The following is a 15,102-nucleotide window of genomic DNA, read 5'->3' on the forward strand; positions in this document are numbered from 1 at the left end:
GGGCTTACTCGCCTTCGACACCGGTGACTGCGTAGCCAGCGTCCTTGACCGCTTCGAGAATCCCATCGTGGTCAGCGCTGGCCTCGTAGTAGAACACCAGATCGAAGGAGCCGTTGCGAAGGAGCTGCTGGCACTCCCAGACGAACTCCTCGTCGTCCAGCGTGAGGCCCTGATGCTGGTTCGACGCGAACTCGGAGTCGTCGCTGCCGGAGTAGACGAACGTGTCCGCCGGGTTCAGGCCAGCACCCTCGGCGATGAGTTCACCGACCTCGATGGTGGCCTGCATCATCTCGATCTCGTCGCTACCGTCGTACTCCGTGTGGACGACAGCGCCGTTGAGCTGAATCTCGCCCGGCTCAAGTAGTTGTTTGGTCCGGCGGTAAAGGTCATCGTCAAGTGCGTCGGCCTCGCTCATACCATGCGGTCGGTGTTGCTTTCCCTAAGACACTTCGGATTCAGAGCGCTGCTCCGTCTACCCGAAGATATTCGGTTCGAGAGGCGGTGCAGCGACGGCGGTGGGAACCCACACGCTGTCGAGTCGCACCGCTCAGTCGGTTGCGAACCCGTTGAAAAGCGAGCCGTCCTCGCTTACAGTCGCTCGAGGTTCTTCGCCCGCGGGCCTTTGTCTGCCTGTTCGATGTCGAATTCGACTTCTTGCCCTTCTTCTAAGTCCGGGCCGCCGACATCTTCCATGTGGAAGAACACGTCTTCGTCGGCATCGTCGGTTTCGATGAAACCGTAGCCGCCCGTATCGTTGAAGAAGTCGACAGTGCCTGTCGCCATGGTTACAGCCGCGTGAGGTTTTTCGCGCGCGGGCCTTTGTCGGCCTGCTCAATCTCGAATTCCACTTCTTGCCCCTCCTCGAGGTCAGGACCGTCGATGTCCTCCATGTGGAAGAAGACGTCCTCGTCGGAGTCTTCGGTATCGATGAAACCGTAACCGCCTGTGTCGTTGAAGAAGTCTACCGTACCGGTCGCCATTGCAATTTGAACGTTACGCTGGGGTATATTAAAACTATGCGCATATATTTCGACAGATTAGGTGGGAAATAACTGTACCCGATCCCTTCCACAAAGCCCTTATTGAGTGGTTGAAATGTACACAACGATGCTATCGAGGGGGAAGCGACTGGGATATGCGGCCTACGAGCGATTGCTCCAGTGGGAACTGTCAGGGACGCCCGACCATGTTGCAGTCATTATGGACGGGAACCGAAGATACGCTGAAAAGCAGGGCGCAAAAAAACAGGAGGGCCACAAAGAAGGAGCCCAAACGACCGAGGCACTGTTGAACTGGTGCGACGAACTCGGCATTCGTGAGGTGACGCTGTACACGTTCTCGACGGAGAACTTCGACCGCGACCCCGAGGAACGCCAACACATCTTCGACCTCGTCGAACAGAAACTCCAGACGTTTGCCGACGCCGAGCGGGTCCACGAGGCCGGCGTGTGTATCCGCGCCATCGGCGAAACAGAGATGCTACCCGAACGGGTACGTGACGCTATCGATTACGCCGAGGGACGAACGGCACAGTACGACCAGCTCAACCTCAACATCGCGCTGGCCTACGGCGGCCGGGCCGAACTGCTCGGTGCGGCCCGCGACGTTGCTACTGCCGTCGAAACCGGGACCCTCGACCCAATGGATGTCTCTGCGGAAACCATCGAAGAGCGACTCTACGAGGGGCCGACCCGCGATGTCGACCTCATCGTTCGAACCGGCGGCGACGAGCGCACCTCGAACTTCTTGCCGTGGCACGCCAACGGCAACGAGGCCGCCACGTTCTTCTGTACGCCCTACTGGCCTGAATTCCGGAAAGTCGACTTTTTGCGAGCGATCCGAACGTACCAGAACCGCGAGGATTCCTGGCGGACGACCCGTGCCGAGCGGTCGCTGGCACTGGTTCGTGCCATCGAGCAATCGGAACTACCGACGGCCAAGCGGATGCTCGGACGGTTTCGTGATGCGCTCCCGAGTACCGAACGCGAGCAACTCGACGAAGAGTACGACCTCGCAGACTGATCTCCTAGCGGCCAAAGCGCCGCTGGCGCTCCTGATAATCTCGCAACGCCCGCAAATAATCCCGGAGCCGGAAGTTCTGCCAGTTCACGTCGGTGAAATACAACTCCGAATAGACGGACTGCCAGATCATGAAATCCGAAAGCCGTTCGGCCCCGGTCTTGATCACCAGATCCGGGTCGGTCGGGAAGACAAGATGCTCCTCGACCGCGGCCTCGTCGATGTCGCTCGGGTCGAGCGACCCCGTATCGACGTCTTCTGCCAGTTTTTGGACAGCCGTTGCGAACTCCGACTGCCCGCCGAGGCCGATCGAAATCTGAATCGGGGCGTCGGCTGTCGTCTCGTCGTCCGGTACTCTGACCGCTATCTCCCGTGGCGCGGTGACGCTTTCGAGTTCGCGCTGCAGCGTCGGGATCGCCTCCTCATCAAGAACGCTCACGTAGACGACGACAGTGTCGGTGCCGTACTGAACAGCCCAGTCGAAAAACCGCTCTAAGGTACGGTATGCACCGTCTCCAAGCAGGTCTCGCTCCGTAATCACCAGCGCGACCGTCTCGGGCAGGTCGGCGTCGCTGCGCCGAACGCGCATCGCGAGATATCGGTCGTATAGTCCCACGTCCGCCGGTATGCTTACGGCCCCAGTAAATCCCACGGTACTATCGCCTCCACAGTTCGGAAAGGGTAAGTGCCTCTCGGGGATACCGGTGGGACGTGACTGGCACAGTCCGTCGGGCAGGCGCGTTTGCCGCCGTGGGGACCCTCGCGGTCGCCGTTCCGGCCGCAACGGGCTTTCGCTCGCTCGAACTCGCGACTGTCGCCGCTATCGCACCCTTCGTCCTTGTCGCCGCGCTCGGCGTGACGATCATCGGACAGGACTCACGGTTGTTCGACCTGTTCGCCCGCCCCGGTGACTACGAAGACGGGAAACTATACGGGCTAGCGGCCTTCTCGCTTGCCGCCGCCGGGCTCGCGCTGCTGGCCGTCCGCTTCAGTCTGCCGGGTCCGGTGTTCGTCGGCGTCGTTGTCATCGTCGCCTACGGGAATCTCGGCCAGCGACTCGCATACACCGTCCGCGCGGACGAGGTAGTCGCAACCGCGGGTTTCGTCCTCGTCGGCTTCGTCGCCGGCGTCGCAGGGCAGGTTCTCGGAACGCGGATTCAGGCCGCCGTTGGCGAGGGAGCAGCCGCTATCGACCTTCCGCTCGTGCTGTTTCTCGCCGCTAGCGGTGCGTTCGTTGCCGCGCTGCTTCGCTCGGTGCTGTTCGAACGGGACGATCCGCTGGTGATGCTCACCGTGGGACTGCTGCTGTGGCTGTTTTTCGAACTCGACCCGTCGGTGACGGCACAGCGCGTCGTCATCGCGCTTGCCGTGACAGTCCTGCTCGGCTACCTCTCCTACGCGCTCGACACCGCATCCCTTCCGGGGATGCTCACCGGCGTCCTCCTCTCCTTTTTGACCATCGTGCTCGGCGGCTTCGGCTGGTTCGCCATGCTGATTTCCTTCTTCGGGCTCGGTGGCCTCTCGACGAAGTACCGCTATGACGAGAAACTGGACCGCGGCATCGCCGAGGAGAACGAAGGCGCACGCGGGAGCGGGAATGTGCTCGCAAACTCCATCGTCGCGCTGTTCGCCGTCGTTGCGGCGGCGGCGAGTCCGAGCCACATCGCTGTCGACCCGCTGCTGTTCTTCTATGCCTTCGCCGGGGCCGTTGCCGCCGCGATGACCGACACGTTCTCCAGTGAGTTCGGCGGGCTCTACGACAACCCGCGGCTCATTACGACGCTCAAACCCGTCGAGCCGGGCACTGACGGCGGCGTAACCTGGCAAGGCGTGGCCGCCGGGGCCGCCGGCGCGGGCATCATCGCCGGCATCGCCGCGCTCACGCAGGACATCAGCACAGTCGGCAGCGGCGTCATCCTCCTCTGTGGGCTGGTCGGCATGACCGTCGACAGCCTGCTGGGTGCGACTGTCGAGGGCTCGGTCGTCGGCAATCAGGGCGTCAATATGCTCGCGACTCTGGCGGCCGCGCTGACCGGTGCAGGCGTCGTGCTGGCCGCCGGCCTCCTATGATCCGGGAGGCCCGTTCCGAAGACGAGGGGCGTCTCCGGGCGATCCAGACGAACGCGCTCGATGAGCCGTGGCCGGAACTCCTCGGTGTCGGAATCGACGGCCCGCCGCTCGTGCTGGTCCTCGACATCGGCGAGCCGCTTGGCTACGCGCTTGTCGTTCCGGACCACCCGGTCGCGTATCTGGCGGAGTTCGCCATCGCGCCCGGGAAGCAAGGGCAGGGTCTCGGGACAACACTGATGAACGGACTGCTGGACAGGCTCCGGACTGGGGGGTTCGAAACAATGAGACTTACTGCGCGCGCGGATGACAACCGGGCACGCTCATTCTACGATGGGTTCGGATTCTTAGTCGCCGATGAGCTCCCTGACCACTACGACGACGGCGATGGTGTGCTGTTCGTTCGAGACATTTAATTCTCGATACGGACCTGCACGGCCGTCGGCTGTTTGACGTACTCGCCGTGGCCGGCGGCGACGACAACATCGACGCCGCGCTGGGCGGCGACGTCAAGGAGCTTTTGCGTACAGTCGGCATCGATAACGACGGTTTTGGGGACGTCCTCAGCGGATTCAAGCAGTGAGACAACGGTATCGGCGTCATCCTCCGCAAGCAGCGTCGCGTCTTCGTCGACCAGTCTGGCCGTCCCGCTGTGGTTCTGAATGACGGCTTCGATGTGGTCCGAAAGCGAGGGGATGGTCGGTCCATCACCGCTTTCGGTCGTCTCCACATCGGTCGCGGCATCCGTCACAGCGGCCGCGTTCGGACTGTCCGCGCCGTTCGTCGCTCCGTCGGCTGTCTCTGTCTGCGCCGACCCGGTCTGTGGATCGGGCGCGGGCTGGCTGTCAGCGGTGTCGTCCGATATCGCGGCGGTCACGGCACCGCCGTCGGCGGTCGTCGACTCCCCGGTGTGGGACATCTCATCGCGGATGCTGTCGAGGCTCTTGGCGCTTGCAACCGTCTCGTAGGGAACCTTGTCCCGGAGCGCCGACATCACCTCGCTCCGGGAGAGATCCTCAACGGACTTGCCGGTGGGCGTGACAGCGACGTAGTCCACGTCACCGACTTGCGCGAGTTCCTTCAGAATGAGGTCTCCACCGCGGTCACCGTCGAGGAACGACGTCACCGTTCGACCGGCCGTGAGGTCCGCAATAGCGTCGGGGACATCAGTTCCCTCGACGGCCACGGCGTTCTTGATGCCGTATTTAAGTAGTTGCATCACGTCCGAGCGGCCCTCGACGACGACAATCGCGTCGGAGTCGGCCACACGCGGTCCAGCTGGGAGTCCCTCATAGTCGGTCACGTCGGCGACCCGGACCTGCTGTCTGACCGTTTCGACGATGTCCGCGGTCTGGATGGATTTTTCCTCGAAGTCGTTCAAGAGTTCCGTCGCGCGCTCGACGACTTCGCGCCGCTTGGCGCTGCGTACGTCTTCGATTTCGGAAACCTCGATTTCGGCACGGCACGGCCCTACCTGTTCGATGGTCTCCAGTGCCGCGGCGAGAATCGCTGTTTCGACCCTGTCGAGGCCGCTCGCGACGGTAATCTCCCCGAATGACTGTCCGCTCTCGGAGCGTATCTCCACGTCGATGCGCCCGACCTTCTTCGAGTCCTGCAGGTCCCGCAGATCCAGTTCATCACCGAGTAATCCCTCCGTTTGGCCGAACACCGCGCCGACGACATCGCTGCGCTCAACGACTCCCGCCGCCGTGATGTCGGCATGTATCAGATATTTCGCCGTATCTTGCATGATTGTCCTGTTTTCCAGCCCGTCAACCGGTGTTCCGACGGACTGCTGTCACTATACTGATGTTGGGAAGTACAGGGGAATAACCTTGCGCACGCGAGTCCAGTGATCGAATCCGTCCACAGATATGCGGTGATCCGACTTGCCGTTATGGGACTGTCTCTCCACGACAGGGCTGCTCACTCCAGTAACGGCGTCATACCGTCGATACCGGCTTGGATAGCGTCGACCGGGTCTTCGGGGTTGTCGTGCTCGAAGACGAGCCATTCAGCCCCGGCCTCGCGGGCCGCATCAACCACCGCCTGGAGCGGCACCACGCCGTCGCCGAGAGTCGTCGGCTCCCCGTCCGCAGTCATGTCTTTGAGGTGGACGACTGGAACGCGCCCGTCAAGTCGCCGAATCAGTGCGGCAGGGTCCTGCCCCGCCGCGTGTGCCCACCCGGCGTCGAACTCGAATCCAATCGTCGTCTGGTCGACGAGCGCGTCGAAGGCGGTGCCGTCGCCGAGCGGGACGAACTCGTGGTCGTGGTTGTGGTACAGTAGCGGTCGGTCGAACTCCGCCGCAAGCATTTCGAGTAGCGTCGCCGTCGACTCGACTGCGCTCTCACTTGCGAAGTGATCGTCATCGAGATACGGGAGAACCAGAGACGGCGCGTCGAGTGTCCGGACCTGATTGCCAACGGTGCGGGGGTCGGACTGCAAGTCTTCCAGCTGGACGTGGACGCCGGCAATGCCGAGTCCCGCCTCATCAAGCGAGTGCCGAGACGCGCCCGGGTCACCGATGCCGGCGAATTCTACGCCGTCGTAGCCGGCAACCGCGATACGGTCGAGTACGTCCGATAGCGGTTCCCGGAGGTCGCGGAGCGTCCAGAGCTGAATCGCTGTCTGCATACCGTTGCTGCGAACGCTGTCATAAAATAACTGGATGGACTACTGGGGTACATGGGGTTCACTGAAACCGAGATCGATCCCGCACGGTTCCTCGAAGACGTAGAGATGCGTATCGGTGAGATCGTTGCCGTTGAGCCGTTCCCCGAAGCACGCAAAGACGTGTACAAGCTCGACGTTGATTTCGGGGACGAGACGCGCCAGTCCGCCGCGGGGCTGACAGACGTGTACGATCCTGAGGACTTGCTCGGGTCGCAGGTCGTTGCCGTCGTCAACCTCGGGACAGTCTCTATCGCCGGCTTCGAGAGTGAGTGTCTGGTAACCGGCGTTGACAGCGAGGACGGTGTCGTCCACCTGACACCCGAACAGGATGTCGAACCCGGGACACGCGTGTATTGAAGAATATACTTCTTCAACGACTGCCGGTGAAGGTTCGTTACCCATTAGTACCGCCAGCGGCTAGCCTGTCGTAATATGAGTACGGTCAGGGCCGCTGGGTGGACAGTCGTCACGTTCGTGCTGATGGCGCTGGCAGTGCCGTGGTTCCTCTGGGACACCAGCGAGGTCGCGGTCGGACTGCCCGTATGGCTGTGGTGGCACATCGGATGGATGGCGCTCGCAAGCGTCGTCTTCGCCGTCTTCGCGCGCACCGACTGGGGCCTCGGCGTCGAGGGGGTGCGGTGAGATGGCTGACACCACGCTCCAGCTGGGCATCGTCGGCGCGTACATGGGCCTCGGCGTCGAGGGGGTGCGGTGAGATGGCTGACACCACGCTCCAGCTGGGCATCGTCGGCGCGTACATGGTGGTCGCGCTCGCGGTTGGCGCAGTCGCCTACCGACTCACCGAGCGCACCGCCGAGGACTACTACCTCGCGAGCCGAACGCTTGGCACAGTCGTACTGCTGTTTACGACCTTCGCGACGCTACTGTCAGCGTTTACGTTCTTCGGCGGCCCGAATCTCGCGTTCAGCGCCGGCCCTGAATGGATTCTCGTGATGGGGCTCATGGACGGCATTATCTTCGCTGTCCTCTGGTACGTACTGGGCTACAAGCAGTGGCTAGTCGGCAAGCGCCACGGCTACGTGACGCTGGGTGAGATGCTGGGCGACCGATTCGGGTCGACGGCGCTTCGGGTCGTCGTCGCTGGCGTGAGCCTAGTCTGGCTGTTCCCGTACGTAATGCTCCAGCAAAAGGGGGCCGGCCAGGCCATTGTCGGCCTCACGAACGGCGCGGTCCCGTTCTGGGTCGGAGCCGGCGGCATCACGCTGTTCATGATTCTCTACGTCGCGCTCTCGGGGATGCGCGGCGTCGCCTGGACCGACACGCTTCAGGGGCTGTTCATGCTCTCGCTGATCTGGGTCGCCGTCGCCTGGGTCCTCTCCGCTGTCGGCGGCACAGGTGAGGCGACGGCCCTGCTCGCGGCGGAGGAACCCGCTTTCGTCGGTCTCGGTGGAGGCCTCTACACGCCGCAGTACATCATCTCGACCGCGGTCAGCATCGCGTTCGGCGTGACGATGTTCCCGCAGATCAATCAGCGCTTCTTCGCCGCCGGGTCCAAGAAGGTTCTCAAGCGCACGTTCGCGCTCTGGCCCGTGCTGGTCCTGCTCCTGTTCGTTCCGGCGTTCATGCTGGGGGCGTGGGCGGCCGGACTCGGCATCACTGTCCCAGAAGGTGGCAACGTCATCCCGGCGCTGCTGGGCGAGTACACGCCGACGTGGTTCACCGCACTGGTCATCGCCGGCGCGATGGCCGCGATGATGTCCTCCAGCGACTCGATGCTACTGTCGGGCTCGTCGTACCTCACTCGGGACCTCTACCGGCCGCTGACCGGCCGCGGCGATGCCAGCGACGAAGAGACTGACCGCCGCGAGGCGTTCATCGCCCGCATCGGCGTCGTCATCTTTGCCACCCTCTCGTTCATTGCGAGTCTCTACACCCCAGGGACGCTGGTCCAGATCGGCGACACGGCCTTCAGCGGCTTCGCACAGCTTACAGTTCCCGTCGCACTTGCGCTGTACTGGCAGGGAACGACGCGTTCGGGGATGTACGCCGGCGTGGTCGGGAGTCAGGTGTTCTACGGCCTGCACGTCTTCCCCGTGCTTGCGACAGTCGGGGGACTGCTCGGTCTCGGCGTTGCCCTGCCGACGGCGTATCTGGGCTGGACGCCCGGCATCGTGGGCATCCTGGTCGGCTTATTGTTGACGGTCACCGTCTCACTGGTGACCGCTCCCGGCGCGACCGAGGACCGCACTGCATACGCCGTCTCCGGCGTCGAAAGCGACTGAGACGCGTTCGGTCCGGTGCCGACTGTTCATCGTGACAACCCCCGGACGGCGGCCACCGGCGGACATGTAAACCTACAAAAGCATCCAGACCAATGTGCAGGTATGGACTCCGATAAGAACGTCGGCGGTCGCGACCGCCTGATCCGAGCGGTGCTGGCAGTCGTCCTGACAATTGTCTCTCTGCGCTGGCTTCGCAGCGGGAAGCGCAAGCGCGGCCTGCTCGCTGGAATCGGCGCGCTCGGCCTGGGATTCAACGCCTCGACGGGCTACTGCGGCTTCAACGACACGCTCGACATTGATACGACGGGCGAGAGCGACGACGATGTGTTCGCGCCGGATACGGACGACGAACCGGCAACCGACAAGTCGACAGACGTGAGTGTTGACTTTACGTCCGCTGACGATACCGAGGTCTCGAATGGCCACGCCAGCGGCGAGTTGACCTGCGCCGTCTGCGAGGACCCTATTGTTCCCGGTGAGCGCCGTGGGCCAAACGACGAGGGCGCGATCGTCCACGAGACCTGCGAGTAACGCCCCGGCATAAACGCTCAGCAGCCCGAGTCTGGTTCTTTTTATAATCACCGTCCCAGTCTTTCACGTATGCAGACCCACATCGTCCCGGTCGGGTTCGACTACGACCGGCTCATCGCGCCGCTGGTGCGCGAGCAACTCGACGTTGACCGCGTCATCCTGCTTGAGGGGGCGGTCGGCAGCGAGGCCAACGTCGAGTACTCGCGCAACCTCGCCGAGAAGCTGGAAAAGGACTATCAGAACCTGCTTGGAGCGGAAACCGAGCGGTTCGTCGTTGCCGACGTGTACGACTACGACGAGGCCTTCGAGCAGGCCTTCGAACTCATCAACGCCGAACTCGACGCGGGTAGCGAGGTGTGGGTTAACGTCTCCGCGATGCCCCGGACTGTCTCCTTTGCCTTTGCGACTGCGGCCCACTCGATTATGGTCGAGCGCGAGGGTGACCGGGACCGCATCCATACCTACTACACGGTCCCCGAGAAATATCTGGAGACGGAACTCGCCGAGGAACTGCGCAAGCAGATCGATATGCTGGAGGACATGCGAACGGGCGAGGACGTCGACGAACGAGTCGACGACCGACTCGAAACCGCACGGGACCTGCTGGCGGAGTTCGACGAGCGCGGGACGACCATCGGTGCGAAGGAGATCGACGGCTCCCACGTGGTCGAGCTCCCGGTCGCCTCGTTCTCGAACGTCAAGCCCTTCGAGGAAGTGATCCTGTTTACCCTTGGCGAACACGGCGAGTTCGAGTCCGTCTCGGAACTAGCCCAGCAGCTGGCCCGAGACCTGGGTGAGGAGTACACCGACTCCTTCCGCTCAAAGGTCATCTACAACGTTGACCGGCTCGGTCCTGGCGGGAAGGGATACATCGAGCAGGAAGAACACGGGAAGTCCTACCGGACAACGCTTTCGCGGATCGGACAGCTGTGGGTTCGCGCCCACTCCGCCGAAGACCACGAGCACCGCGAGTCCGATCTGCCGTGAGCGGGTCGCTGGTATGAGCCCGTCGGGACGCCGGCGAAAACCGAAGTCATTAATCCTGCCGTAGGTCGAGTATTGTACAGATGGTGCGTCGACTCTCCCGAACGCTGGTTCTCGCGCCCGTTGGTGTAGGGGCCCCCACGCCCCACACCACCTCTACCAGTCGACGCACGCACCGCTGATAACTACGCCGCAGTCAGATGCTATCCGGGTGTTACACCCACCGCTTGAATATGAGTGATACACAGGACCCACCGCAGGACGAATCGACCACAGACGAATCAGAGAACGCCCTCGACGGGGAGTACGACCCCCGCGAGGTAGAGCCAGAGTGGCAGGACCAGTGGGTCGCGGACAAGACCTACGCCTACGACGAGGACGCTGATACCCGCTTCACCATCGACACGCCGCCGCCAACGGTGTCGGGGAACCTCCACATGGGCCACCTCTACCAGTTTACGCTGCAGGACTTCGTCGCCCGCTTTCACCGGATGCGCGACGACACTGTCTACTTCCCCTTCGGTTACGACGACAACGGCATCGCCTCGGAGCGACTGACGGAGCGCGAACTCGACATCCGACACCAGGATTACCCACGCCGAGAGTTCCAAGAGAAGTGCCGTGACGTGTGTACACAGTTCGAGGATGAGTTCACGCAGGACGTGCAGTCGCTTGCGATCTCCATCGACTGGGACAACACCTACAAGACTATCGCGCCGGACGTCCAGCGGGTCTCCCAACTGTCGTTCCTCGACCTCTACGAGCAGGGCCGGGAGTACCGTCAGCGCGCGCCGACCATCTGGTGTCCGGACTGCGAGACGGCCATCTCACAGGTCGAGCAGGAGGACAAGGACAAGTCGACGCTGTTCAACGACATCGCCTTCGACCTCGTCGAGACGGGCGACGGACCGGCCGACGAGGACGCGACGTTCACCATCTCGACGACGCGACCGGAACTGCTGCCGGCGTGTGTCGCCGTCTTCGTCCATCCCGACGACGACGAGAATCAACACCTCGTCGGCGGCAGTGCGCGGGTGCCCCTTTTCGAGCAGGAGGTTCCCGTTATCGCCGACGAGCGCGTCGACATGGAGACCGGCAGCGGCATCGTCATGTGCTGTACGTTCGGCGATCAGAACGACATCGAGTGGTACCAGGCCCACGACCTGCCGCTACGACTCGCAATCGATGAGTCTGCGACCATGACGGACGTGGCCGGCGAGTACCAGGGAATGCACACCACCGAAGCCCGCGAAGCCATCATCGAGGACCTTCGCGAGGAGGGGTCGCTGCTTGAGAGCCGCGACCACGACCACACCGTGCAGGTCCACGAGCGCTGTGAAGAGGAGGTCGAATACCTCGTCACCGAGCAGTGGTACATCGAACTGCTCGACAAGAAGGAGGAGTACATCGAGGCCGGCCGCCAGATGGAGTGGTACCCTGAGAAGATGGCCACCCGCTACGAGCACTGGATCGAGGGGCTCGAATGGGACTGGTGTATCTCCCGCCAGCGCGATTCGGGCATCCCGATTCCGGTGTGGTACTGCGACGACTGCGGCGAGCCCGTGATGGCCGAGCGCGAGCAGCTCCCGGTCGACCCGCTGTCGGACGACCCGCCGGTCGATAGCTGTCCCGAATGTGGCCACGACTCGCTGACGCCTGAGGAAGACGTGTTCGACACGTGGGCGACCTCGTCGCTGACCCCGCTCGTGAATGCCGGCTGGGACTGGGACGCGGACAGCGAGTCGTTCACCATGGAGTTGCCGGAGCTGTACCCCTTCGACCTGCGCCCGCAGGGCCACGACATTATCTCCTTCTGGCTGTTCCACACTGTCGTCAAGTGCTACGAGCACACCGGCGAGGTGCCATTCGAGAATGTGATGATCAACGGGATGGTGCTGGACGAGAACCGCGAGGCGATGTCCAAGTCCAAGGGCAATGTCATCCCGCCCAGCGAGGTCTTAGAGAAGTTCCCGGTCGATGCCACGCGCTACTGGGCCGCCGGCACCTCCATCGGCGACGACTTCCCGTACAAGGAAGGCGACCTGGAGGCTGGCGAGCGGCTCCTCCAGAAGCTCTGGAACGCATCGCGGCTGGTCGACCAACTCACGCCCGCGAGTCAGCCCGACGAGCCCGACGACCTCGCCGCGGTCGACGAGTGGCTGCTGGCCGAACTGGACGCAACCGTCGAGTCAGTCACCACGAAGTTCGAGGACTACGAGTTCTCGAAGGCCCGGAACGAACTCCGGTCGTTCTTCTGGAACACGTTCTGTGACGACTACCTCGAAATCGCCAAGCAGCGGCTTTCGGATGGGGAAGATACGTCAACCGAGTTCACACTTCTGCGAGCCCACCGGACCTTCCTGCAACTGTTCGCACCGTTCCTCCCACACATCACGGAAGAGCTGTGGGAGCGGTGCTACGAGGAAGATAGCTCAATCCACACGACGGACTGGCCGACCTCGGGCGGCTACGATGCCGACCTCGAAGCGGGAGAGACGGCGATGGAGGTCGTCTCCGCGCTCCGGCGGTACAAGACCGAGAACGGGCTGCCGCTGAACGCCGACCTCGACCACGTCGAGGTGTTCGGCCACATCGCCGGCTTCGAGGACGCCGTCGCCGAGGCGATGCACGTGGCCCAGCTAGACACCTACGACGAGGCCCCGGACATCACGACGGAGGTCAGTGGCATCGACCTCGACTACTCGCTCGTCGGCCCCGAGTTCGGAAGCGAAGTCGGCGCTATCGACGCCGCTATCGAGGACGGCGACTACGAGATCGACGGCGACACGCTGCAGGTCGCTGGCGTCGAACTCGATGATGAGATGTTCGCTGTCGAGGAGTCCCGGACCTACTCCGGCGAGGGCGAGATGACCGAAACCGAAAGCGCCGTCGTCGTTGTTCGGTAGATTCGGTTTCCCACGGATATTCAACGCGGTGGAATAGGTGTCCGGGACGGCGGGGGCGCTGGGCCCGTCGCCATGACACAGCTCTCGATATCTGGAACACCCTGATTAGTGTTCGTCGTCTCCGGTCGATAATGCTTCAGTCACTCGGAGACCCATTTTTTGGACCTGCGTTCCTTTTGATGCTGGCAACTGGTGGCATCGGCATTCTCGCTGGGGCGGTGGCCGTAGCATGGCCGCGGCTCCACCCCGTCGACACCGGGACGGAACGGGCCACATATCTCGGTGGCGTCGGGCTTGCAGCGTTCGGCTGTGCCATCGTTGCACTGGGGTTCATGCAAGCCGGAGTGGTTGCCGATCTTTACAGTACCGGTGGGGCGGACAGCGCTGTCTCCCCCAGTTCCATCGGCGTTATTGGGCAGGCCCTGCCCTGGTACGGTATCGCGCTGGTGTTCGGGGTTGTCGCCATGGTGGCACTGATTGGGGGTCTCGGCATCTCGGTGTACACAGATGTCGCCTCCGACGACTGAGCGAGCAACCCGGAGCGGGCTGTTATGACTGTCCCGTCTATCGCCGGGACCAGTAGCATCAAGACCTGCGGGTCCGGTCATTTGAACCATGCGAACAGAGGAGACGATTCGGGACCGCATCGAGGCGCTGCAGGACGAGTACGACAGGCACGACCCGCCGTCGACCGAGCTAGAAGACGAGGCCGAGGTCGCCATCTTGCGCGCTATCGAAGAACTGGAGTGGGTGCTCGACGAGCGCGAGGCAGAGGACGGGTTTACGACCTGAAACGCCACCGGAACCGCCAGCGCAGGACAGCGCCGATCAGGCTTGCCGTTTTACTTTCTCTACACGCGTCGCCAGTGCGAGAAACGTCGCTACGAGCGTCAGCACGACCGCCCAGCCCGCTGCGAGGTCATGGGCGAGCACCGTGTGGTCGAACCCGCCGGCAGCGACAATTGGCTCGGCCCGGAGCCAGGTGTGGTGTGGCCCGTCGAGAACCGGGACGAAGTAGTCCACGATGTCGTTGAAGCCGTACCAGAACACTGCAACGGCGACGGACATGACGGAAAAGCTCGCGTAGCGGTGGATGAGGAATGCCTCGGCGGCCATCGCAAGGTGACTTAGAACCAGGAACCAGTAGAGCCACAGCGGAATCCCGCCGGGACCGTTGAGAGCGAGCTGGACGTACGGCGTCCAGAGGCCGAGCTTGATGCAGCCGAAGAAGCCGAGCATGTGGAGCCACTCGGCGCTCCAGTCGAGCCGCCAGGCGACCAGCGAGAGCCCGATGAACATCGTCGCGACAGGCGAGTCCGGAATCAGGGGGTAGGCAGCCAGCGGCGCCGCACCCAGTTGGCCCTCCACGAGCGGCGCCGCTGTGTTTAGCGGTCGACCGGCGTAGTACCAGAAGCCAAACAGCGTGCCGACCAGATTGACGAGCGCGATGGGCCAGGCGAGTCTGAGCCCGACGTTCTCCAGCCACGCTGGTAGCGGCGCGACATACTGTGGAAGCCCTTCGGCATCGGGGAGCCGCCGGCTGAACACCCGCGCGACAGCCGCGTCGATGCGCCCGCCGACACCCTCGTCCGGAACCATGTCGATGCAGTGGGGAGACGCGATGAAAACGGTAGTGGTCTCAGCCCCGTCCTCTGGAGAATATCGCTGTCACTGGC

General features: G+C 63.0%; 18 protein-coding genes. 11 read left to right on the forward strand and 7 right to left on the reverse strand.

Annotated elements, in window-relative coordinates; translation table 11 throughout:
* Positions 1 to 4: 4 nt before the first annotated feature.
* The 3 genes from ACODNH_RS05930 to ACODNH_RS05940 form a co-directional block, all read right to left on the reverse strand.
* On the reverse strand, positions 5 to 415 hold the full coding sequence (locus tag ACODNH_RS05930; protein ID WP_306708340.1) for a DUF5778 family protein: 411 nt from the start codon (positions 413 to 415) through the stop codon (positions 5 to 7).
* A 173-nt stretch (positions 416 to 588) separates the two neighbouring features.
* Complete coding sequence (locus ACODNH_RS05935) at positions 589 to 783, reverse strand: cold-shock protein (RefSeq protein ID WP_004957702.1); 195 nt, start codon at positions 781 to 783, stop codon at positions 589 to 591.
* Positions 784 to 785: 2 nt separating this feature from the next.
* A complete protein-coding gene (locus ACODNH_RS05940; RefSeq protein ID WP_004517065.1) occupies positions 786 to 980 on the reverse strand; it encodes a cold-shock protein in 195 nt (64 codons plus the stop codon).
* 115 nt (positions 981 to 1,095) lie between these two features.
* On the opposite strand from ACODNH_RS05940, the gene uppS reads away from it, so the two are divergent.
* Positions 1,096 to 2,022, forward strand: coding sequence for a polyprenyl diphosphate synthase (uppS, locus tag ACODNH_RS05945; RefSeq protein ID WP_306708346.1), 927 nt, complete (start codon positions 1,096 to 1,098; stop codon positions 2,020 to 2,022).
* A gap of 4 nt (positions 2,023 to 2,026) precedes the next feature.
* Here the strand turns inward: uppS and ACODNH_RS05950 are convergent, their stop codons facing one another.
* Entirely contained in the window at positions 2,027 to 2,635 is a 609-nt protein-coding gene (locus tag ACODNH_RS05950) for an undecaprenyl diphosphate synthase family protein (RefSeq protein WP_306708348.1), read from the reverse strand.
* Positions 2,636 to 2,730: 95 nt separating this feature from the next.
* On the opposite strand from ACODNH_RS05950, the gene ACODNH_RS05955 reads away from it, so the two are divergent.
* Both ACODNH_RS05955 and ACODNH_RS05960 read left to right on the forward strand, forming a co-directional pair.
* Positions 2,731 to 4,089, forward strand: coding sequence for a DUF92 domain-containing protein (locus ACODNH_RS05955; protein ID WP_306708350.1), 1,359 nt, complete (start codon positions 2,731 to 2,733; stop codon positions 4,087 to 4,089).
* Complete coding sequence (locus ACODNH_RS05960) at positions 4,086 to 4,502, forward strand: GNAT family N-acetyltransferase (RefSeq protein ID WP_306708352.1); 417 nt, start codon at positions 4,086 to 4,088, stop codon at positions 4,500 to 4,502. The genes ACODNH_RS05955 and ACODNH_RS05960 overlap by 4 nt, the downstream gene beginning before the upstream one ends.
* On the opposite strand, the gene dnaG is transcribed toward ACODNH_RS05960, so the two are convergent.
* Positions 4,499 to 5,836, reverse strand: a complete 1,338-nt coding sequence (dnaG, locus tag ACODNH_RS05965) for a DNA primase DnaG (RefSeq protein ID WP_306708354.1) — start codon at positions 5,834 to 5,836, stop codon at positions 4,499 to 4,501. The two genes, ACODNH_RS05960 and dnaG, sit on opposite strands and share 4 nt — an antisense overlap.
* A gap of 176 nt (positions 5,837 to 6,012) precedes the next feature.
* On the reverse strand, positions 6,013 to 6,723 hold the full coding sequence (locus tag ACODNH_RS05970; RefSeq protein ID WP_306708356.1) for a sugar phosphate isomerase/epimerase family protein: 711 nt from the start codon (positions 6,721 to 6,723) through the stop codon (positions 6,013 to 6,015).
* 51 nt (positions 6,724 to 6,774) lie between these two features.
* Here ACODNH_RS05970 and ACODNH_RS05975 point away from each other — a divergent pair, with 51 nt between their 5' ends.
* The 8 genes from ACODNH_RS05975 to ACODNH_RS06010 all read left to right on the forward strand — a co-directional run bounded on the left by ACODNH_RS05975 (position 6,775) and on the right by ACODNH_RS06010 (position 14,218).
* Complete coding sequence (locus ACODNH_RS05975) at positions 6,775 to 7,119, forward strand: tRNA-binding protein (protein WP_434531094.1); 345 nt, start codon at positions 6,775 to 6,777, stop codon at positions 7,117 to 7,119.
* A gap of 75 nt (positions 7,120 to 7,194) precedes the next feature.
* Entirely contained in the window at positions 7,195 to 7,404 is a 210-nt protein-coding gene (locus ACODNH_RS05980; RefSeq protein ID WP_306708359.1) for a DUF3311 domain-containing protein, read from the forward strand.
* A gap of 74 nt (positions 7,405 to 7,478) precedes the next feature.
* Positions 7,479 to 9,005, forward strand: coding sequence for a sodium:solute symporter family protein (locus ACODNH_RS05985; protein WP_434531095.1), 1,527 nt, complete (start codon positions 7,479 to 7,481; stop codon positions 9,003 to 9,005).
* 102 nt (positions 9,006 to 9,107) lie between these two features.
* On the forward strand, positions 9,108 to 9,536 hold the full coding sequence (locus ACODNH_RS05990) for a YgaP family membrane protein (protein WP_306708363.1): 429 nt from the start codon (positions 9,108 to 9,110) through the stop codon (positions 9,534 to 9,536).
* Positions 9,537 to 9,605: 69 nt separating this feature from the next.
* Positions 9,606 to 10,523 (forward strand): HFX_2341 family transcriptional regulator, encoded by a 918-nt coding sequence (locus ACODNH_RS05995; RefSeq protein WP_306708365.1) that lies wholly within the window; start codon positions 9,606 to 9,608, stop codon positions 10,521 to 10,523.
* 230 nt (positions 10,524 to 10,753) lie between these two features.
* A complete protein-coding gene (locus ACODNH_RS06000) occupies positions 10,754 to 13,426 on the forward strand; it encodes a valine--tRNA ligase (protein ID WP_306708367.1) in 2,673 nt (890 codons plus the stop codon).
* A gap of 131 nt (positions 13,427 to 13,557) precedes the next feature.
* Positions 13,558 to 13,953 carry a hypothetical protein gene (locus ACODNH_RS06005; RefSeq protein ID WP_434531096.1) on the forward strand — a complete coding sequence of 132 codons (396 nt, stop codon included), beginning with the start codon at positions 13,558 to 13,560 and terminating at the stop codon, positions 13,951 to 13,953.
* Between the two features lie 88 nt (positions 13,954 to 14,041).
* Complete coding sequence (locus ACODNH_RS06010; RefSeq protein WP_008312626.1) at positions 14,042 to 14,218, forward strand: hypothetical protein; 177 nt, start codon at positions 14,042 to 14,044, stop codon at positions 14,216 to 14,218.
* A gap of 36 nt (positions 14,219 to 14,254) precedes the next feature.
* Here the strand turns inward: ACODNH_RS06010 and ACODNH_RS06015 are convergent, their stop codons facing one another.
* Entirely contained in the window at positions 14,255 to 15,025 is a 771-nt protein-coding gene (locus ACODNH_RS06015; RefSeq protein WP_306708372.1) for a DUF1405 domain-containing protein, read from the reverse strand.
* Positions 15,026 to 15,102 lie beyond the last annotated feature (77 nt).

It is taken from the genome of Haloarcula sp. NS06 (genome assembly GCF_051122755.1).
Classification (GTDB): Archaea; Halobacteriota; Halobacteria; order Halobacteriales; family Haloarculaceae; genus Haloarcula.